Source organism: Streptomyces sp. RPA4-2, from assembly GCF_012273515.2.
Lineage (GTDB): Bacteria > Actinomycetota > Actinomycetes > Streptomycetales > Streptomycetaceae > Streptomyces > Streptomyces kaempferi.
In genome coordinates, this window is record NZ_CP050975.2 from 1,329,604 (window position 1) to 1,347,622 (window position 18,019).

Below are 18,019 nucleotides of genomic sequence, written 5' to 3' on the forward strand. Positions count from 1 at the left end.
AGTCTCCCATGATCCGCTCGAACGGTGACCCGCCCGGCCGTCCGGAAACCCTCACCGCCGGCGTGACGTTCCGCTCACCGGTCAGTCACCCGCGGTACCCGGGCCGGCCGGGAACCCGCTCACCCGGAGGGTGATGTTCAGGCGCCCGCCCAGCCCGAGTTCGGGCGGCGCCGTGCCCGCGTACACGCGGGGCACCCCGTGGTAGGCCAGCCGGGACGCCCCGCCGAACACGAAGAGGTCCCCGCTGCGCAGTTCCACGTCCGTGTAGGGCTTCGTCCGCGACTCGGCGTTCCCGAACCGGAAGACGCAGGTGTCGCCGAGGCTCAGCGAGACGACCGGCGCGTCCGACCGCTCGTCGCCGTCGCGGTGCATGCCCATACGGGCATCCGCGCCGTAGAAGTTGATCAGCGCGATGTCGTACGCCGCCGTCACCGCGCCGGCGCCGAGCGCGTCCGTCACCGCGCGCCGCCCCAGTTCGCCCAGCCACGCCGGGAAGGGCTTCACGGGGGTGCCGTCGCCGTCGACGGCCGTACGCGCGTACCGGTACGGATACCAGTGCCAGCCGAGGCACACCTGGCGTGAGGTCATCGTGCCGCCGCCGGGGGTGCGGACCGTGCGCAGTCCGGCCGGTGGACGGGCCCAGGACCGGCAGGCCTCCAGCAGCTCCCGCCGGAGGCCGGCGTCGAGCCAGTCGGGCAGGTGCACCGCGCCCGGCGCGACCTCCGTCCGGGTACGGGGAAACAGCTCGCCGTCCATGGACCCCATCATCACGCATCGTCCGGGCCTCCCCCTCTCCCCCGTCTCCCCCGTCTCCCCCGTCTCCCCCGTCCCGCCCGTCTCCCGGAATGGTCTCCGTCGGCCCGTGACGCTCCCCGGGCGGGGGCGGGGCCGTGCTCCGATAGCCTGGACCCACGATGAACGACCGGATGACGACACCCTGGGCCGAGTACGCGCTGACCCGCTTCCCCGAGGACCCCCGCGACCAGCTGCGTGCCTGGGACGCGGCCGACACGTATCTGCTGCGGCACCTCGCGGAGAGCGGCACCGAGCTGTCCGGGACGGTCGTGGTGGCCGGTGACCGCTGGGGCGCGCTCACCACGGCGCTGTCGGAGCACCGGACTACGCAGATCACCGACTCGTTCCTCACCCAGGAGGCGACCCGCGCGAACCTGGCCCGCAACGGCGCCACCGCGGACGCGGTACGCCTCCTCACCACCCAGGACGCGCCGCCGGACCGCATCGACGTGCTCATCGTCCGGGTACCGAGGAGCCTCGCCCTGCTGGAGGACCAGCTGCACCGGCTGGCACCGGGCGTGCACGAGGGAACCGTCGTCGTCGGCACGGGCATGGTCAAGGAGATCCACACCTCGACGCTGCGCCTCTTCGAGCGCGTCCTCGGCCCGACCCGCACCTCGCTGGCCGAGAAGAAGGCCCGGCTGATCTTCTGCACCCCGTTCCGGGGACTGGCGCGGGAAGCCAACCCGTGGCCGTACCGCTACCAGCTGCCCGAGGGCGTCGGCACCGTCTCCGGCCGCACCGTGACCAACCACGCGGGTGTGTTCTGCGCCGACCGTCTCGACATCGGCACCCGGTTCCTCCTCCAGCACCTGCCGCGCAGCCGCGGTGCCGAGCGTGTCGTGGATCTGGGCTGCGGCAACGGGGTCGTCGGTACGGCGATCGCGCTGGCCAATCCGGCGGCCGAGGTGCTGTTCGTGGACGAGTCGTACCAGGCCGTCGCCTCGGCGCGGGAGACGTACCGGGCGAACGCCGGGGACGGCGACGGCGCGGAGTTCCGGGTCGGTGACGGACTGACCGGGATCCCGGCGGAGAGCGTGGACCTCGTCGTGAACAACCCGCCGTTCCACTCGCACCAGGCGACGACGGACGCCACGGCCTGGCGGATGTTCGCGGAGGCGCGCCGCGCGCTGCGGCCCGGGGGCGAGCTGTGGGTGATCGGGAATCGTCACCTCGGCTATCACCTGAAGCTGCGCCGCCTGTTCGGCAACAGTGAACTCGTGGCCAGTGACGCGAAGTTCGTGGTGCTGCGGGCCGTCAGGAAGTAACGCCGCGCCACGTTCGGCCGCGCCGTCATCCGTTGCGTGGTGGAGGTGCGCCGACGACGCCGATGAGACGCGTCACCGCCCGTGCCATCGACTCCCGCCCCACACTGAGATAGCTGCGGGAGTCGACCGCCTCGGGGCGGCCCGCGAGGTACTCCCGGATGGCGCCGGTCATGGCGATGTTCAGGGCCGTTCCGATGTTGACCTTGGCGATGCCGCCCGCGACGGCGGCCGTGAGTTCGTCGTCCGGCACTCCGGAGGAGCCGTGCAGGACGAGCGGAACGTCGAGCGCCGCGGTCAGCCGTTCGAGCCGGTCGTGGTCGAGGGCAGCGGTGCGCGTGGTCATCGCGTGCGAGCTGCCGATCGCGACGGCCAGCGCGTCCACGCCTGAGTCGGTGACGAAGGCGCGGGCCTCGGCGGGGTCGGTGCGCGCGCCGGGCGCGTGGGCGTCGAGCGGTGGCTCGCCGTTCTTTCCGCCCACCTGTCCCAACTCGGCCTCGATCCATATCCCTCGGGCGTGCGCCCAGTCGGCCGCGGCCCGGGTCGCGACCAGGTTCTCCTCGTACGGGAGCCGCGCCGCGTCGTACATGACGGAACTGAACCCGGCGCCGGGTGCCTGCCGGAGCAGGTCGTCGCTCTGGACGTGGTCCAGGTGCAACGCCACCGGCACCACGGCCCGTTCGGCCGCGGCGGCGGCGGCGCGGGCCAGCGGCAGCAGCCGTCCGTAGCGGAACTTCACCGCGTTCTCGCTTACTTGGAGGACGACCGGGGCGTGCGCGGACTCGGCGCCCGCGATGACGGCCTCGACGTGCTCCAGGGTGATGACGTTGAAGGCGGCGACGGCGGTCCGCGCCCCGGCCGCGGCGGCGACCAGGTCACCAGTGGCTGCGAGTGGCACAACTCCTCCTTCTCAAGAAGCGGTGGGGCGGGCTCAGCGGGCCGGGGCGTCGAGGACGACCGAACGGGTGAGGTGGCGCGGCCGGTCGGGGTCGAGTCCGCGGGCCGCGGCCACGGCGACCGCCAGCCGCTGGGCGCGGACGAGTTCGGCGAGCGGGTCGAGTCCGCCGGCCACCCACCGTCCGCCGGTGGCCCGCACCTGTTCGGCCAGCCCTTCGGGCGCCTCGCCGAGCATCCAGGTGGCGGTGCCGTGGGTGGTGATGCTGATGGGGCCGTGCCGGTACTCCATCGCCGGGTAGGCCTCGGTCCAGGCGAGCGAGGCCTCGCGCATCTTCAGACCGGCCTCGTTGGCCAGCCCGACCGTCCAGCCGCGGCCCAGGAAGGTGAACTGCCCGCAGTCGACGAGGCCTTCGGGCAGCGGGGTCTCCAGCGCGGTGCGCGCGTCGGCGACGGCGGCGTCGGTGTGCAGTCCGAGGTGGGCGCGGAGCAGGGTGAGAGCGCTGGTCGCGAACCGGGTCTGCACGACGGAGCGCTCGTCCGCGAAGTCGAGCACGGCCACGTCGTCCGCCGCGGCCATCACGGGGGTCCGGGGGTCGGCGGTGACGGCGGTCGTACGGGTACGACCGCGCAGCCGCCCGAGGAGTTCGAGCACCTCGGTCGTGGTGCCGGACCGGGTCAGGGCGACCACCCGGTCGTACGCGCGGGTGTGCGGGAACTCCGACGCGGCGAAGGCGTCCGTCTCCCCCTGCCCGGAGTCCTCGCGCAGCGCGGCGGCGGACTGCGCCATGAAGAAGGAGGTCCCGCACCCCACGATCGCGACCCGCTCCCCCGCCACGGGCAGCGCGTCCCCGTGCGTCGCGGCCAGCTCGGCGGCACGTATCCAGCACTCGGGCTGACTGGTCAGTTCGTTCTCGACATGGGTCATGCCTGTCCCTCCCCCAAGGCCCGCTCCGGGCACCGATGCTCGTTTGTGCAAGATATAGCTGCCTTTCAAGCACAATCAAGCATTCGATGTCAGAAATGTGGTGCGCTAGGGTCGCTGAGGATCGAGGAACGGAGAGTGCGGATGTCGCGCGACGCCCGCTGGAAGGCGCTGCTGGAACTGCTCGTGGAGCGGGGCCGGCTGGAGGTCGAGCAGGCGGCGGGGGAGCTGGACGTGTCGGCGGCGACGATCCGCCGCGACTTCGACCAGCTCGCCGAGCAGCAGATGCTCGTCCGCACCCGGGGCGGCGCGATCGTGCACGGGGTGTCGTACGAACTGCCGCTGCGCTACAAGACCGCCCGCCGGGCCTCGGAGAAGCAGCGCATCGCGAAGGCGGTGGCCGGCCTCGTCGCCCCCGGTGAGGCGGTGGGCCTGACCGGGGGCACGACCACCACCGAGGTGGCCCGCGCGCTGGCCGTACGTCCCGACCTCGCCGCCGGGTCGCCCGCTCTGACCGTGGTGACGAACGCGCTCAACATCGCCAACGAGCTGGCCGTGCGCCCTCAGTTCAAGATCGTGGCGACGGGCGGGGTGGCCCGCCCGCAGTCGTACGAGCTGGTCGGCCCCCTCGCGAACGGCGTGCTCGGTCAGATCACCATGGACGTCGCCGTCCTCGGCGTGGTCGCCTTCGACGTGGTCCACGGCACGGCCGCCCATGACGAGGCCGAGGCCGCCGTCAACCGGCTGCTGTGCGAGCGCGCCGGGCGGGTGATCGTCGCGGCGGACTCCAGCAAGCTGGGGAAGCGCGCCTTCGCCCGGATCTGTCCGACCGACGCGGTGGACACGCTGGTCACGGACACGTCGGCCGATCAGGAGACGGTGCGCGGGTTCGAGGAGGCGGGGGTGCGGGTCCTCACCGTCTGAGGATCCAGTACCGCGGCGGACAACGTCTGCCCGTCAGGGAGCGGCGTCCGGTGCGTGCTCTCGGTGTGCCGGCCGGAAGTCCTCGTGGCGGGGCGGACGTTGCCCGGCGCGGCAGTGGGCCGCCTCGTCCGTCACAGGCCCTTGCGCGTGTCCGCCGTGCGGGTGAGCGTGCTCAGGTCGAGGGTGGTGGCCGAAGCCTCGGGCGCCTTGATCGCGATCTTGGGGCTGCCCGGTCGGTGCAGGGTGATGGTGGGGAAGAGGGGCTCCGCCAGGGCCAGTTGTCCGGTGCCGGGCGTCTGCGGGTACATGCCCAGGGCGGCCCAGACCGCCCAGGAGGACATCGCGCCGAGGTCGTCGTTGCCGACGAGCCCGTCCGGGCGGTCGGCGAACAGGCCGGCCAGGGCGCGGCGGACGGTGTCACGGGCACGGTCGGGGCGGCCCGCGTAGTCGTACGCCCAAGGGGTGTCGAAGGAGGGCTCGTTGCCCAGGTAGGCGTACGGCTCGGCGCCGCCCGCGTTGAGCCGGGTGAAGAAGGTGTCGAGGCGGCCGGTGACCGCGGCGCTGCCGCCCATCAGACGGAAGAGGCCGGGCAGGTCGTGCGGGACCATCCAGGTGTACTGGGCGGCGTTGCCCTCCACGTAGTCGGTGGTCTGCGCGGGGTGGAAGGCGGGCCAGCTGCCGTCGGCGGCACGTGGCTGGAGGTAGCCGGTGGCCGGGTTGAAGAGGTTGCGCCAGTTCCCGGAGGCCTTCGACAGGGTGCGGTACGCGGCGGCGTCGCCGAGCCGGTCGGCGAGCTGGGCCAACGCATAGTCGCAGACGGCGTATTCGAGCGTGGTGGCCGCCGGACCCCACACGCCCTTGGCGCCCGCGGGAACGTAGCCGAGGGTGTCGTACTGCTGGTGTCCGGGCCGCTGGCGCTCGTCCTCGCGGCCCGCCATGGCGGCGCGCAGCAGGCCACGGGCGTCGAAGTCGGTCGCGCCGAAGGCGTGCACGGCGGAGGCGATCACCGGCAGCGGATCGCCGACCATGACGCCGGTGCCGCCGTTCGCGACCGTCCAGCGGTCGAAGTAGCCCGCCTGGAGGCCTTGGTTGAGGACGGACTGCGCGATGTCGGAGGCCTCGCCCGGGGCCAGCAGGGCGAGCAGCTGGACTTGGGAGCGGTAGACGTCCCAGCCGGAGAAGTCGGCGTACTGGACATGTCCCGTGCGGGTGCGGTGCACGGCACCGTCCGTGCCGGGGTACCGGCCGTCGGTGTCGCTGAACGCGCTGGGGTGCAGGAGCGCGTGGTAGAGGGCGGTGTAGAAGACGCGGCGCTGGACCTCGGTGCCGCCGCCGACGGCGATACGGCCGAGCCAGTCGTTCCAGCGGGCGCGGGCGGCCCGCCGGACCTCGTCGTACGGGCGCCCCTGCTGCTCGGCCGTGACGTTGCGCAGCGCGCCCTCGGTGTCGACGAACGAGACGCCGACCCGCACGGTCACTGTGCGGACCTGAGGGCCGAAGGAGACCAGGGCCGCGCCGGGCCTGCCGTCCGGGTGGACGGCGTGGGCGAAGGGGTGGTCGAACGTGGCCTGGAAGTGGAGCCGGTAGCGGTTGTGCGACTTGCAGAAGCCTCCGCTGTCCGTGTACCCGGACAGGGTGTTGGTGCCGATCTCGACCGTTCCGGTGGCCGCGTTGAACGCCTTGCCCGCGTCGACGCTCAGCGCCGCGGGCCGGCCGGCGGTGGCCGGGTAGGTGAAGCGGGCGACACCGGAGCGCTGGGTGGCGGCGAGTTCGGTGCGGATGCCGTTGTCGAACGTGACCCGGTAACTGCCGGGCGACGCCTGCTCATGGGTGTGGGAGAAGGTGGCCTGCCCGGTCGTGTCGCCGTCGAGCAGGGGCATGAAGGGCACGTTGCCGTAGTCCTTGCACCCGGCTCCGGAGAGGTGCGTGAGGCTGAACCCTCTGATCCGGTTGTCCCCGTACGCGTAGCCGCCGTGCTGGTAGGTCACCGTGTCCGGGCTCCACTGCACTCCGCCGAGCGGCGCCGTCGCTCCGGGGAAGGTGTTCCCGGCACCCCCGCCGTGGCCGAAATCGGCTCCTCCGGGCGCGGTGCCGACGAAGGGGTTCACATACCGCGCCGGGTCGGCGACCGTGTCGTCCGCGACGGCGGGCGCGGTCGGAGCGGTCGTCGACACGACGAGGACGGCGGCGCCGGCCAGCGCGGCCCGGTGAAAGGGGATTCGCACGAGGTCTCTCCGGGCTGTGGCAGGGACTGCGTCCCCGGGCGGCGGGCGTGAGGGCGACAGTCTCACCGGGCACCCACGACCGCACGGCGCCGCCACGCCCGGAGGTCACCCGCCCGGTGGAGAGCGCGCCGGCCGCGGCCGCTCCCGTCGCGCGCTGCACTCCACCTGGGCATCACGCGACGGGGAACCCCCTGGGGTGACCGACCGTACGGGCCAACTGGCTAGACTACGCACCCTCGTGCACGTGATCCGGTCACGTCCGATCACAGCCGTTCCCGAAGGGTTTCGACGCTTGATAGCCATCGAAGATGTCAGCAAGCGATATGCCGACGGCACGGTGGCCGTCGATCGCCTGTCCCTAGAAATACCGAACCACTCCATCACCGTGCTCGTCGGACCGTCGGGGTGCGGCAAGACCACCACGCTGCGCATGATCAACCGCATGGTCGAGCCCAGCAGCGGCACGATCCGGGTCGACGGCGAAGACATCACGCGCCGGCCGGTCAACGCCCTGCGTCAGTCCATGGGTTACGTCATCCAGAACGCCGGGCTCTTCCAGCACCGTACGATCCTCGACAACATCGCCACGGTGCCGCGGCTGCTCGGCTGGTCCAAGGAGCGTGCCCGCGCCCGTGCGGCGGAGCTGATGGAACGGGTCGGGCTCGACCCGGGCATGGCCCGCCGCTACCCGTACCAGCTCTCCGGCGGCCAGCAGCAGCGCGTCGGCGTCGCCCGCGCGCTGGCGGCGGACCCGCCGATCCTGCTGATGGACGAACCCTTCTCCGCAGTCGACCCGGTCGTCCGCCGGGGGCTGCAGGAGGAGTTGCTGCGCATCCAGGGCGAACTGGGCAAGGCCATCGTGTTCGTCACCCACGACATGGACGAGGCCATCACCGTCGGCGACCGAGTGGCCGTGCTGCGCACCGGCGGCAAACTCGCCCAGTTCGCCGCCCCCGACGAACTGTTGTCGGCGCCCGCCGACGCGTTCGTGGAGGAGTTCCTCGGCGGCGACCGCGGCATCCGCGGTCTGTCGTTCCTGTCCACGCGCGACCTCGCGCTCGACCGCTCCCAGGTCTTCCCGGTCGGCACCGACTGGGAGCAGCTCGCCGGGCAGAAGACCGCTCAGGCACCGGTCCTGGTCACCGACGCCGACGGAAAGCCCCTGGGCTGGGCCGACTTGACGGTGTGGACGGGTGAGGTGCAGACCCTGGAGCCGTACGGGCAGGGCTTCGAGGTGGGACGCGACTCGCTGCGGGTCGCGCTGGACCGGGCGGTGCTGTCCCCCACGGGTCAGGCGGTCGGCGTGGACGCGTCCGGACGGGTGCTGGGGCTCGCCGGACAGGAGACGGTCGCCACGGCGATCCGCGCGGCCAGGCAGCGGCGCGCCGCCGACACCCCGCAGGAGTCCGCTCCCGCGAAGGCCGTTCGATGAACGGCTTCTTCGACATCCCGAGCGACCTCCAGAGCAGCTACGCCGGCCTGATCGGCGGGCACATGCTGGAGGCGCTGGTCCCCGTGCTCGTCGGTCTCCTGCTGGCGCTGCCGGTCGGACTGGCCTGCGTCCGTTTCGGCTGGATCTATCCGCCGGTGCTGTGGATCACCACGGTGCTGTACGCGATCCCGTCGATCGCCTTCTTCGTGGTGCTCATCGACTACACGGGGCTGAGCCGGACCACCGTCATGATCCCGCTGTGTCTGTACAGCCTCGTGGTGATCGTCCCGGCGGTCGTCGACGGCGTCCGCTCGGTCCCCGAGGAGACGAACGCGGCCGCGGCCGCGATGGGCATCGGCACCGTGCGCCGCTACCTCCAGGTCCAACTGCCCATCGCCGTACCGGCGATCATGGCCGGTCTGCGGGTGGCGACCGCCTCCAGCATCAGCCTGGTCAGCGTCGGGTCGCTGATCGGCAACCAGGGGGCGCTCGGCAATCTGCTGACCACCGCGATGCTCTACCACCGCCCGCTGCTCGCCGTGAACTCGGTGGTCACCACCGCCGTGCTCGCGGTGCTGGTCGACGCCCTGCTCGTGCTGCTCCAGCGGGTGCTCACCCCCTGGCAGCCGCCCTCGTCCCGCAGGGCCGGGCGCGGTACGTCCACGATCCCGGGCCCCACCCGCACACCGGAGAACGCCTCGTGAACGTACTGAACTTCATGCAGTCCTTCTTCACCGACGGGTCCCACTGGCACGGCTACGACGGGATCCCGCAGCGCGTGTGGGAGCACGTCCAGTACACGGCCGGGGCGCTCGCCATCGCCGCGGCCATCGGTCTGCCGATCGGCCTGGCCACCGGTCACACCGGCCGGGGTGGCAACGCGCTCGCCTTCGTGTCGGCGGGCGCCCGCGCGCTGCCCACCTTCGGACTGCTGGTGCTGATGTTCGTCTGGCTGGGCCTCGGCATCGTGCCGGTGATGATCCCGCTCGTGGTGCTGGCGATCCCCCCGATCCTCATCACCACCTACGAGGCGATCCGCACCGTGGACCCGTCACCCGTCGACGCCGCCCGGGGCATGGGCATGGCGGAGCGGAAGATCCTGTTCCAGGTCGAGGTGCCCGCGGCGCTGCCACTGATCCTCAGCGGCCTGCGTTCGGCCGCGATCCAGATCGTGTCGACGGCGACGATCGCGGCCTATGTGAGTCTGGGCGGGGTCGGCCGCTACATCCTGGACGGCCTGTACCAGCGCAACTACGAGAAGGTGGCGGGCGGTGCCGCGCTCACCGCGGTGCTGGCGCTGCTCGTGCTCGTCCTGTTCTGGGCCATCACCCGGGTGGCGGTGTCCCCCGGGGTGCGCAGGCGCCGAACGGCCTGACACGAAGCGGGAAGGACAGCGGGAAGGGGGACGGGCCGGGCCCGTCCCCCTTCCTTTCTTCCTCGTGCCGTCGGTCCCGGGCCGTCACTTCTCCGCGGTGGCCAGGGCGTGTTCGAGGACGACGAGGAGCGCGTCCCGCACCGATCCGCGCTCACGTGCGTCGAAGACGGTGAGCGGCACGTGCTCGCCGACGTCGAGCGCCCACCGTACGTCGTTCAGGTCGTGCTCGACCTTGCCGTCGAAGGCGTTGACCGCCACCGCGAAGGGGATCTCGCGGTGCTCGAAGTAGTCGACGGCCGCGTAGCAGTCGTCGAGCCGGCGGGTGTCGACGATGACGAGACCGCCGAGGGCACCCTCCACCAGGTCGTCCCACATGAACCCGAAGCGTTCCTGGCCGGGTGTGCCGAACAGGTAGAGCTTCAGGGTCGGGTCCAGCGTGACGCACCCGAAGTCCATGGCGACGGTGGTCGTCATCTTCTCGGGGGTGTGGGAGAGGTCGTCGATGCCCGCGGCGACCGAGGTGATGGACGCCTCGGTGGTGAGCGGCTCTATTTCGGAGATGGCGCCCACCGTGGTGGTCTTGCCGACGCCGAAGCCGCCCGCGATGACCATCTTGACCGGCATCGGCGGCCGGGACGCCTCGTTGTCAGCGCTCACGGATCGCGCCCCGGGAGTCGGGGATAGCTCGGAGACCATCGATAACCCTTCGCAATACGGTGGCGTCGCGGGCGGATTCGGCCTGCGGTGCGTACAAGGCCAGTTGACCGTCGGCGCGCAGATCGTCGGCGAGCACCCTGATCACATTCAAATGCATCCGCAGCTTCGCCGCGATCTCCGCCAGTGACTGAGGCTGGCGGCAGATCGTGATGATGTCGCGGTGCTGGTCGAAGACGAAGGCCTCCAGCGTGGCCAGACCGAGTTCGGTCGCGACGACCTGCGTCTCGATCGGGATCGGCGGCACCAGGCTGTCACCTCCGGCGATCCGTCCCGCGGTCAGCAGGAATGGCCGGACGACCGACGCGGGGGGTTCCACACCCCACGCGCCGTCGTCGGCGGCTGATGGCTCGCCGGCCGTCATCACGTCCTCACCCTTCACCTCGTGGGTCGTCGCGGCCTTCGCGACGCCCCCGCCGACCGTCAACGGGTCGGCGCGATCCCCACGGTGTTCTTGAGCTCCATGACCAGCTGCGGACTCAGGGCGGCGCCGGCGCGGTTGGCGAAGAGGGTCATCTCGTACGCGATGTTCCCGAGCTTCGCCTCCTTCGAGGCGACCACGCCGAGCACCGCGCCCGCGCCCAGTGCGGACACCAGGACGTGGCCTTCCTCCAGGTCGATGATGACCTTGTTGAGGCCGCCGAGACCGTAGTTGCCCGACGCGCCCATGGCGAGGCTGGTGATCCCCGAGACGATGGCCGCGAGCCGCTCCGAGTCCGCTTTGCCGCGCAGTTGGGACACCGCGATCAGCAGACCGTCGGAGGACACGCCGATCACGTCGACGACGCCGGCCGTCTCGGTGGCGAAACGATTGAGCAGCCAATTGAAGTCGGCAGCGGCGGTCTTGACGTCCGTCGCCGGTTCCACGGCCGCGGACTCGGGTCCACCTGTCCACATGGTCACTTGCTCATGCCTTCCGGGAATGAGGATCTGTTGTTCTCTGTGCTGTGTTCGGTCGAGGTGCCGGGCTTACCCCCCTGAACGAGCCGGCCCGCCGCCGCTCCCCCGGTACCCGGCAGCGCTCTCACGCTCGGCCCGCAGGACGGCTTCCTCGAACTCGTCGATCTCGGAGCGCGCCGCTTCCGCGTCGGCGGTCTGCCAAGCGGGGGGACGCGGGTTGGGGTTGGTGACGGCTTCCCTGGGCAGCCGGGTCGAGGCGGTGGTGGCCTGCAGGGTCGCGCCGCGAACGCGGCGTCGCAGCGGACTGGCACCGCCCTCGGCCGGTCGCGCCGGGCCACTGTCGGACGCCGCCGGGACCGGGCCCGAGCCGCGTCCCGGACTCCCGCCACGGGGTGGCTGTCCGAGGCCGTCCTGCGTGGCGCGGGGCGCCTGCCCGAGGCCGCCGCCCGCGCTACGGGGTGGCAGTCCGAGCCCGCCGACGGCGCCGGTGCCGCGCTGCCGTACCGGACCGGCGGCACCGCTCCCCGGTGCGCCGTGTCCCGCTGCCTCGCGGACTCCGGGTCCCGGGCGGGCCGGCGCTTCGGCTGCCGTGGCGCGGCCCGGCCTGGGCCGCGCCGCGCCGGGACCGCCGTAGCCCACGCCGCCCTCGGAGGCCGGTTCCTGACGGCCCGCGTGGCCCGGGGACTCCGTGCCACCGCCGCGGGCGGGAATCCTGCGGGGCAGGGCCGACGGCCCCGGCTCCGGGTCGACGGCGGCGGGGCGCGGTTCGGCGAGGCCCGAACGACGGGGCGGAGGCAGGATGTGCGGCGCCCTGGCCGCGGCTCCGGTGGGGTCGGCGAGCAGCAGGTGGGCCCCGGGAACAGCGACCGTGGCCGTGACACCGCCGCCCGGGGTGCGGGTCAGGACGACCTCGATGCCCCAGCGCCGGGAGAGACCACCGACCACGAACAGGCCGAGGACCTCGGTCGGGGCCAGGTCCAGCCGTTCACGGCGGATCAGGCGGGCGTTCTCCTCCTCCAGCCGCTCGGCGCTCATCCCCAGCCCGTGGTCGATGATCTCGATCAGGGCGCCGCCGCCGGCGCCGTGCCGGGGTCTCAGGACCACCTCGACGCTGCTGGACGCCGGGGAGAACGTCACGGCGTTCTCCAGGAGTTCGGCGAGCATCAGCGTCAGGTCGCCGACGATGTCGGGGGCGATGGTGACATCGCCCTCGGCGTGCGGCGTGACACGCTGATAGCCCTCGATCTGGCCGAGCGCGGCGCGGACGATGTTACTGAGCCGCATGGGACCGGAGTTGAGGCCCGTCTCACGGATGCCGGCGAGCAGCATCAGGCTGTCGGCGTTGCGCTGGAGACGTACGGCGATGTGGTCGATGCGGTAGAGCCGGTCCAGTACCTCGGGGTCGGTCTCACCGCGTTCCACGGAGTCGATCAGCGCGAGTTGCCGTGCGGTCAGGTTGCTGACGCGGTGGCCGACGTTGCCGAACATCTCGGCGATGTTGCGGCGGCTGACGACCTGGCGCTCCAGCAGGGCACTCGCGGTGACCTGCACCTGATTGAAGGCTTCGGCGAGTTCGCCGATCTCGTCGCGGACCGGCACGGGAACGGCTTCGAGCCGCGGCGGGCCCGTGTCCTCGGCGTCGTCGTCCGCGACCCTGGCTAGTTCCGTCTCTGCGGCGGCCGCCACGTGCTGGGCCGCCTGGGTGAGACTGCGCACGGTCCGCACCACGGAGCGGCGCACCAGCACCGAGAACAGGATCCACGCCGCGAAGGCGGCGAGGTTCGCGGCCACCAGCCAGAGCACCTGCCACCAGGCGTCGTCGGACGCCGACTGGGTGTCGGCGGCGATCTCGTTGATGAGCGACTCGGTGATCTTCAGCCGGTTCTGGGCCTGGCGCTCGTACGTCGGGTCGGCGGTCAGCGCGCCCTGGAGCGCGGTGCGCAACTGCGCCGGGCTCTCGGCGACCAGACCGCCGGGGTCGACCTGGAGCGCCGCGTAGTGCTGGGCGATGACGCTCTGGTAGGCGCTGTGCTCGATCGAGGCGAGTGCGGAGCCCTGCTCCTGGCTCGCCAACCGGGTGAAGCGATCGGCCTGGTAGGTGTACTGCTCGTAGTCGCCGACGGCTCCGGTGTACTCGATGAGCGCGTTGGCGTCGCGGGTGCGGGCCGCGAAGACGCTGGTCTCGAAGGACGCGTGGGCGGTGTCGGCACGCAACAGCGCGTCGAGCAGATTGCCCGCGGACTCCGAGGACTCACCGCCCGACTGGCCCAGTCCGAGGCCGTTGATGAGGCCTTCGATCACTGATCCGTACGCCGGGTCGATGTTGTCGGCGGGGATGGGGCCCTGCTCGATGGTCTTCCGGAGGCTGTCGAGGCCCTCCAGCTCCTTGAGCGCCTGGGCCTCGGCCTCGGGCAGCCGGTCGCCGTAGGTGGCCCGCACGGCCTCCGCCTGGGCGGTGACCTTCTGCTGCGCCTGGAGGAACGCGGAGGTGTCGGACGCCTTGTCACCGGGGCGGGCGGCCTCGTGGCGCAGGGAGACCAGGAGCGCCTGCCGGTGCTCGGTCTGCACTCCGTCGATGAGTTGGGTGACCTGCGCGCTGTCCCGTACGAGACGGGCGGTCGCGGCCGCGGAACGGGCCGAGTCCATCTCGGAGTAGACGATGTACGCGATCATCGCGGAAACGACGGCCAACGGAACAATGACCAGGACGTTGAGTTTCCGTCGGAAAGGCCAACGGTCGAGGAGGGAAGGCGTCCGGCTTATTCGGGGAGCCGTGGTCTGCGGCCCCCGGGCGGCTTTCCTGTGCGCGGGCACCAAACCTCCTTGACTTCATTCCCAATTGGAAGCCCGCGGCCCGGGCTGCGTGAACGGGTCGTGTCAGCACGCTCGGGCCGAGCAAGTGGAACCATGTCCCCCGACTCGGCCAACATTAGCGGTTGCCGCAAGAGTACGGCCATGATCAACCAAAAAGTGACACGGCGAAACGTCTGTTTCGCCGCCCTTTCGATCGAGTTGCGCACACGCGGTGAAGCCGCCTGGTCTCCATCGGTGATCTATTCGTGTCTTGACGGTGCGTTACTGCGCTCGATTGGATCGACTACACGCCACGCCTACCGACCGTCGACCCCCATGCACAAGTCTGGATGACCAACGTGACCCACGCCAGAAGCCCCCGAACGACCGCAACGTATGCTGTGTCCCTGCTGGTTGTGGCCGCGGCCGCCCTCACGGGCTGCGGTTCCTCCGACAACAACTCCGACGGCAAGGACCCGCTGAAGGGTGACACCGCCAAGGGCGGCACGGTCGTGGTCGGTTCCAACAACTTCCCCGAGAGCATCCTGATCGCCGACATCTACGGCGAAGCCCTGAAGGCCAAGGGCATCAAGGTCAGTTACAAGCTCAACATCGGAAGCCGTGAGACGACCTATGGTCTGATCAAGAACGGCACGATCACCGTTCTGCCCGAGTACAACGGCGCTCTGCTGGCCTATCTGGACGCCAAGGCGGCCCCGACGACGGTCGAGGACACCTCCAAGGCCATCACCGCCGGTCTCGACGCGAAGCTGACCCTGCTGGAGCCCTCCGAGGCCCAGGACAAGGACGCGGTCGCGGTGAACGAGGCCACCGCCAAGAAGTACAGTCTCACCGAGAAGTCGACCATCGCCGACCTCGCCGACGCGGCGAAGGACATGGTCATCGGCGGTTCCCCGGAGTTCCAGACCCGCAAGCAGGGACTGGTCGGCCTGAAGTCCGAATACGGCCTGAATTTCAAGTCGTTCAAGGCCCTGGACGCGGGTGGCCCGCTGACCGTCGCGGCTCTGAAGGGCAACAACATCCAGGCCGCGGATATCTTCTCGACCGACCCCGGAATCACCAAGAACAAGTTCGTCGTTCTCCAGGACTCGAAGAATCTCTTCGGTTTCGAGAACGTCACTCCGCTCGCCTACAAGAGCGGTCTCACCTCCGAGGGGGTCTCCGCCCTCAACGCCGTGTCGGCGAAGCTCGACACGGACGCCCTGGTGGACCTCAACGCCCAGGTGCAGAACGACAACAAGGACCCGCTGGACGTGGCCAAGAAGTGGCTGTCGTCCGCCGGACTGTCCTGACGGACGCGCGCCGGCCGGAGCGGGGATCCGCTCCGGCCCGCTGTCCGGCACCTCGGGGGTGGGGACGCCCGGGGCCGTGTGGGTGAGGAGACCGTCCGTCATGCTCGAGCGCACCGCCGAAACGCCCCCTGACGATCCGCGCACCGCTGGTGCGCGCGTGGCCGCCGTGCCCGCCGGGGTGGCGCTGACGGGCCACGGTCTGGACGCGCGCGCGGTCGCCCGGATCGCCGGCGGAGCCCCGCTCGCCACCGTGCGTCCGGCGGCACTGGAGGGGATGGAGCGTTCGCACCGGGCCGCCCAGGCGCTGGCGGCGGAGGGCACCCGGGCCTACGGGCGCACCACCGGTGTCGGAGCCCACCGCGGCGTCGCCGTCGAGGAACGCGACAGTGACGGCCATGACCTGCGCCTGCTGCTCAGCCACGCGGGCGGCATCGGGGAGCGGCTGCCGGTGCGCCAGGTCCGCGCGATGATGGCGGTCCGGGCCAACCAACTGCTCGCCGGAGGCTCGGGGTTGCGCCCCGCGATCGCCACGGCCGTGCTGGACGCCCTGCGGGCGGGTGTGCATCCACCGGTCAGCGAGTACGGGTCGGTGGGCACGGGGGATCTGACGGCGCTGGCCGAACTCGGACTCGCGTTGTTCGGACACGGGCCTTGGGAGCACGACCGGGCGGACGACGGTGAGCCGCTCCCCGAGCCGCTACGGATCGAACGCGGCGACGCCCTCTCCCTGTTGAGCAGCAACGCCCTCACCCTGGGGCAGTCCGCGCTCGCCTGTCACGACCTCGGCGCGTTGCTGCGCGCCGCGCACGTGGTGGCGGCCCTGTCCCTGTGCGCGATCGACGCGTCCCTGGAGGCGTACGCGCCCGAGGTCCACCACGCGCACCCGCATCCGCCCACACAGCGCGCCGCCGCGCGCGTACGACGGCTGCTCGGTGCGTCGCGGACGCCGTGGCCGCCGTCCCCGCGCGTCCAGGATCCCTTCGGCTTCCGCTGCTTCCCGCAGGCACACGGCCCGGCGACGGAGGCGTGGAGCACCCTGGACGCGGTGCTCGCCATCGACCTCAACTCCGCGGTGGAGAACCCCCTGATCGGCTGGGACGGGGCCGGTGGCGCCCCGAGCGCCCATCATCACGGCGGCTTCTTCGCCGCCCCGCTCACGCTGGCGCTCGACGGGGTGTGCCTCGCCGTCCTGGGCACGGCCAGGCTCTCCGCCGCCCGGCTCTCCGGACTCGGCCGCTCCGAACTGACCGGACTGCGTTCCTACTTGGCCGACGAGGCGTCCGCGGGGTCGGGGATGATGATCCTCGAGTACAGCGCGGCGGCCGCGGTCGCCGAGGTCCAGACGTGTGCCGCGCCGGCCGCTCTCGGGCACGTGGTGCTGTCGCAGGGGACGGAGGAGGCGGCGAGCTTCGCCACCCAGGCGGCCCGCAAGACGCTCCGGCTCGCAGACGCGTACCGGCTGGTCCTGGGCTGTGAACTGGTGGCCGCCGTACGGGCCTTGCGGCAACGCGGTACGGTTCCCGACCCGCTGACCGCCGCGGGGCGGGCCTACGCGCGGGCCGCGGCGGTGCTGAATCCGGCGATGGAGGACCGCTCCCTGACCAGCGACGTGGCGAGGGCCGCGGCGCTGCTTGCGGAGTTCGCGGAGTTCGCGGAGTTCGCGGAGTTCGCGGCGGCGGAGGGACACACCGCCGACACGCCGACCTCCGCATCGCTGTAGCGGTTTCCGGAGTGTGATCGCCCGACCTGCCCGGCGCCCCCCGGCGGCCGGGAGACGCTCGGCGCCCCGGGCCCGTTCGCTGCCTGCCGATACCGACCGGTACTGAAGCTCGCGCGGCGGCGACGGCCCCGACTGCCCATCCGGACGGCGTGGACGTCGTACCGTCGACCGGTCGCCCCACCGCAGTCACCGCAGTCACCGCAGTCACCGCAGTCACCGCAGTCACCGAGGAGAACGTTCCATGAACGTGTTGCCCGCCGTCGTCGGCCGGGACGAATTCGATGCGCTGGTCGTCAGGACGGACTATCACGACGACGTGTCCTGGCGGGCCGTGACGGCTGCCCTCGCGGAGCCCGGGGGCGACGACGGGGGCGACGGGCAGTACGCGGCGGGCCTCCATGTCGTGGACGACCCGGCCTGGGCGGAGGCCGGTGCCGACGACGTGGTCGCCGCGGTCCGCGCCGACGAGAACCTGTCGGTCGTCTTCCTGGCCGACGGGACCACCATGCGGGCCGCGCACCACGCGCTGCTGGCGGTCACCACGCTGAGGCGGGAGGAGTACGAGGACGACGAGGACCACCGGCGGCTCACCGAGTTCGGGCACTCCTTCCGCACCGTCCCCGCGGGGATCCGCGACATCCACGCGAACCTGAGCATCGGCAACCTCGGGTTCGAGGAGTACGCCGCCATGGCGCACGACGGACCCGAGGGGATCTACCGGATCTCCTGAACGGCCGCCGACCC

The 18,019-nt window shown here is 71.7% G+C and carries 16 protein-coding genes; 8 read left to right on the forward strand and 8 right to left on the reverse strand.

Annotation, left to right across the window (positions count from 1 at the left end):
- Positions 1-81: 81 nt before the first annotated feature.
- Complete coding sequence (locus HEP85_RS05420; RefSeq protein WP_168526663.1) at positions 82-756, reverse strand: alpha-ketoglutarate-dependent dioxygenase AlkB; 675 nt, start codon at positions 754-756, stop codon at positions 82-84.
- Between the two features lie 170 nt (positions 757-926).
- On the opposite strand from HEP85_RS05420, the gene HEP85_RS05425 reads away from it, so the two are divergent.
- Positions 927-2,063: a methyltransferase gene (locus HEP85_RS05425; protein ID WP_168526665.1), complete on the forward strand. Its 1,137-nt coding sequence runs from the start codon at positions 927-929 to the stop codon at positions 2,061-2,063.
- Between the two features lie 25 nt (positions 2,064-2,088).
- On the opposite strand, the gene HEP85_RS05430 is transcribed toward HEP85_RS05425, so the two are convergent.
- Positions 2,089-2,958 (reverse strand): class II fructose-bisphosphate aldolase, encoded by an 870-nt coding sequence (locus HEP85_RS05430; protein ID WP_168526667.1) that lies wholly within the window; start codon positions 2,956-2,958, stop codon positions 2,089-2,091.
- 33 nt (positions 2,959-2,991) lie between these two features.
- Entirely contained in the window at positions 2,992-3,882 is an 891-nt protein-coding gene (locus HEP85_RS05435) for an SIS domain-containing protein (protein WP_168526669.1), read from the reverse strand.
- A gap of 141 nt (positions 3,883-4,023) precedes the next feature.
- Here HEP85_RS05435 and HEP85_RS05440 point away from each other — a divergent pair, with 141 nt between their 5' ends.
- Positions 4,024-4,803 carry a DeoR/GlpR family DNA-binding transcription regulator gene (locus HEP85_RS05440; RefSeq protein ID WP_168526671.1) on the forward strand — a complete coding sequence of 260 codons (780 nt, stop codon included), beginning with the start codon at positions 4,024-4,026 and terminating at the stop codon, positions 4,801-4,803.
- Between the two features lie 131 nt (positions 4,804-4,934).
- Here HEP85_RS05440 and HEP85_RS05445 read toward each other — a convergent pair whose 3' ends face one another.
- Positions 4,935-7,028: a GH92 family glycosyl hydrolase gene (locus HEP85_RS05445; RefSeq protein WP_168526673.1), complete on the reverse strand. Its 2,094-nt coding sequence runs from the start codon at positions 7,026-7,028 to the stop codon at positions 4,935-4,937.
- A gap of 292 nt (positions 7,029-7,320) precedes the next feature.
- Between HEP85_RS05445 and HEP85_RS05450 the strand changes: the two genes are divergently transcribed.
- The 3 genes from HEP85_RS05450 to HEP85_RS05460 are packed head-to-tail and all read left to right on the forward strand — an operon-like array spanning position 7,321 to position 9,835.
- A complete protein-coding gene (locus HEP85_RS05450; protein WP_168526675.1) occupies positions 7,321-8,460 on the forward strand; it encodes an ABC transporter ATP-binding protein in 1,140 nt (379 codons plus the stop codon).
- The gene (locus HEP85_RS05455) at positions 8,457-9,164 is read left to right on the forward strand and encodes an ABC transporter permease (RefSeq protein ID WP_168526677.1); all 708 of its coding nucleotides are present in this window, start codon (positions 8,457-8,459) and stop codon (positions 9,162-9,164) included. The genes HEP85_RS05450 and HEP85_RS05455 overlap by 4 nt, the downstream gene beginning before the upstream one ends.
- Positions 9,161-9,835: an ABC transporter permease gene (locus HEP85_RS05460; protein WP_168526679.1), complete on the forward strand. Its 675-nt coding sequence runs from the start codon at positions 9,161-9,163 to the stop codon at positions 9,833-9,835. The genes HEP85_RS05455 and HEP85_RS05460 overlap by 4 nt, the downstream gene beginning before the upstream one ends.
- Before the next feature lie 84 nt (positions 9,836-9,919).
- Here HEP85_RS05460 and HEP85_RS05465 read toward each other — a convergent pair whose 3' ends face one another.
- From HEP85_RS05465 to HEP85_RS05480, 4 genes are all read right to left on the reverse strand, one after another.
- Positions 9,920-10,459: an ATP/GTP-binding protein gene (locus HEP85_RS05465; protein ID WP_248002454.1), complete on the reverse strand. Its 540-nt coding sequence runs from the start codon at positions 10,457-10,459 to the stop codon at positions 9,920-9,922.
- A 22-nt stretch (positions 10,460-10,481) separates the two neighbouring features.
- Positions 10,482-10,913 (reverse strand): DUF742 domain-containing protein, encoded by a 432-nt coding sequence (locus tag HEP85_RS05470; protein WP_168533363.1) that lies wholly within the window; start codon positions 10,911-10,913, stop codon positions 10,482-10,484.
- A 59-nt stretch (positions 10,914-10,972) separates the two neighbouring features.
- The gene (locus HEP85_RS05475; RefSeq protein WP_148012874.1) at positions 10,973-11,446 is read right to left on the reverse strand and encodes a roadblock/LC7 domain-containing protein; all 474 of its coding nucleotides are present in this window, start codon (positions 11,444-11,446) and stop codon (positions 10,973-10,975) included.
- 72 nt (positions 11,447-11,518) lie between these two features.
- Positions 11,519-14,140: an ATP-binding protein gene (locus HEP85_RS05480; RefSeq protein ID WP_369657610.1), complete on the reverse strand. Its 2,622-nt coding sequence runs from the start codon at positions 14,138-14,140 to the stop codon at positions 11,519-11,521.
- 452 nt (positions 14,141-14,592) lie between these two features.
- Here HEP85_RS05480 and HEP85_RS05485 point away from each other — a divergent pair, with 452 nt between their 5' ends.
- The 3 genes from HEP85_RS05485 to HEP85_RS05495 all read left to right on the forward strand — a co-directional run bounded on the left by HEP85_RS05485 (position 14,593) and on the right by HEP85_RS05495 (position 18,005).
- Positions 14,593-15,555 (forward strand): ABC transporter substrate-binding protein, encoded by a 963-nt coding sequence (locus tag HEP85_RS05485; RefSeq protein WP_168526683.1) that lies wholly within the window; start codon positions 14,593-14,595, stop codon positions 15,553-15,555.
- Between the two features lie 100 nt (positions 15,556-15,655).
- Positions 15,656-17,275: an aromatic amino acid ammonia-lyase gene (locus HEP85_RS05490; protein ID WP_168526685.1), complete on the forward strand. Its 1,620-nt coding sequence runs from the start codon at positions 15,656-15,658 to the stop codon at positions 17,273-17,275.
- 241 nt (positions 17,276-17,516) lie between these two features.
- Complete coding sequence (locus HEP85_RS05495; RefSeq protein WP_168526687.1) at positions 17,517-18,005, forward strand: hypothetical protein; 489 nt, start codon at positions 17,517-17,519, stop codon at positions 18,003-18,005.
- Positions 18,006-18,019: the final 14 nt, after the last annotated feature.

What these genes read in the sequence shown, in the direction of transcription:
- HEP85_RS05490 (WP_168526685.1), top strand. Translation starts at nt 15,656, where the DNA reads ATGCTCGAGCGCACCGCCGAAACGCCCCCTGACGATCCGCGCACCGCT.
- HEP85_RS05455 (WP_168526677.1), top strand. Translation starts at nt 8,457, where the DNA reads ATGAACGGCTTCTTCGACATCCCGAGCGACCTCCAGAGCAGCTACGCC.
- HEP85_RS05420 (WP_168526663.1), bottom strand. Translation starts at nt 756, where the DNA reads ATGGACGGCGAGCTGTTTCCCCGTACCCGGACGGAGGTCGCGCCGGGC.
- HEP85_RS05440 (WP_168526671.1), top strand. Translation starts at nt 4,024, where the DNA reads ATGTCGCGCGACGCCCGCTGGAAGGCGCTGCTGGAACTGCTCGTGGAG.
- HEP85_RS05435 (WP_168526669.1), bottom strand. Translation starts at nt 3,882, where the DNA reads ATGACCCATGTCGAGAACGAACTGACCAGTCAGCCCGAGTGCTGGATA.
- HEP85_RS05475 (WP_148012874.1), bottom strand. Translation starts at nt 11,446, where the DNA reads ATGTGGACAGGTGGACCCGAGTCCGCGGCCGTGGAACCGGCGACGGAC.
- HEP85_RS05485 (WP_168526683.1), top strand. Translation starts at nt 14,593, where the DNA reads ATGACCAACGTGACCCACGCCAGAAGCCCCCGAACGACCGCAACGTAT.
- HEP85_RS05470 (WP_168533363.1), bottom strand. Translation starts at nt 10,913, where the DNA reads ATGACGGCCGGCGAGCCATCAGCCGCCGACGACGGCGCGTGGGGTGTG.
- HEP85_RS05465 (WP_248002454.1), bottom strand. Translation starts at nt 10,459, where the DNA reads ATGCCGGTCAAGATGGTCATCGCGGGCGGCTTCGGCGTCGGCAAGACC.
- HEP85_RS05425 (WP_168526665.1), top strand. Translation starts at nt 927, where the DNA reads ATGACGACACCCTGGGCCGAGTACGCGCTGACCCGCTTCCCCGAGGAC.
- HEP85_RS05495 (WP_168526687.1), top strand. Translation starts at nt 17,517, where the DNA reads ATGAACGTGTTGCCCGCCGTCGTCGGCCGGGACGAATTCGATGCGCTG.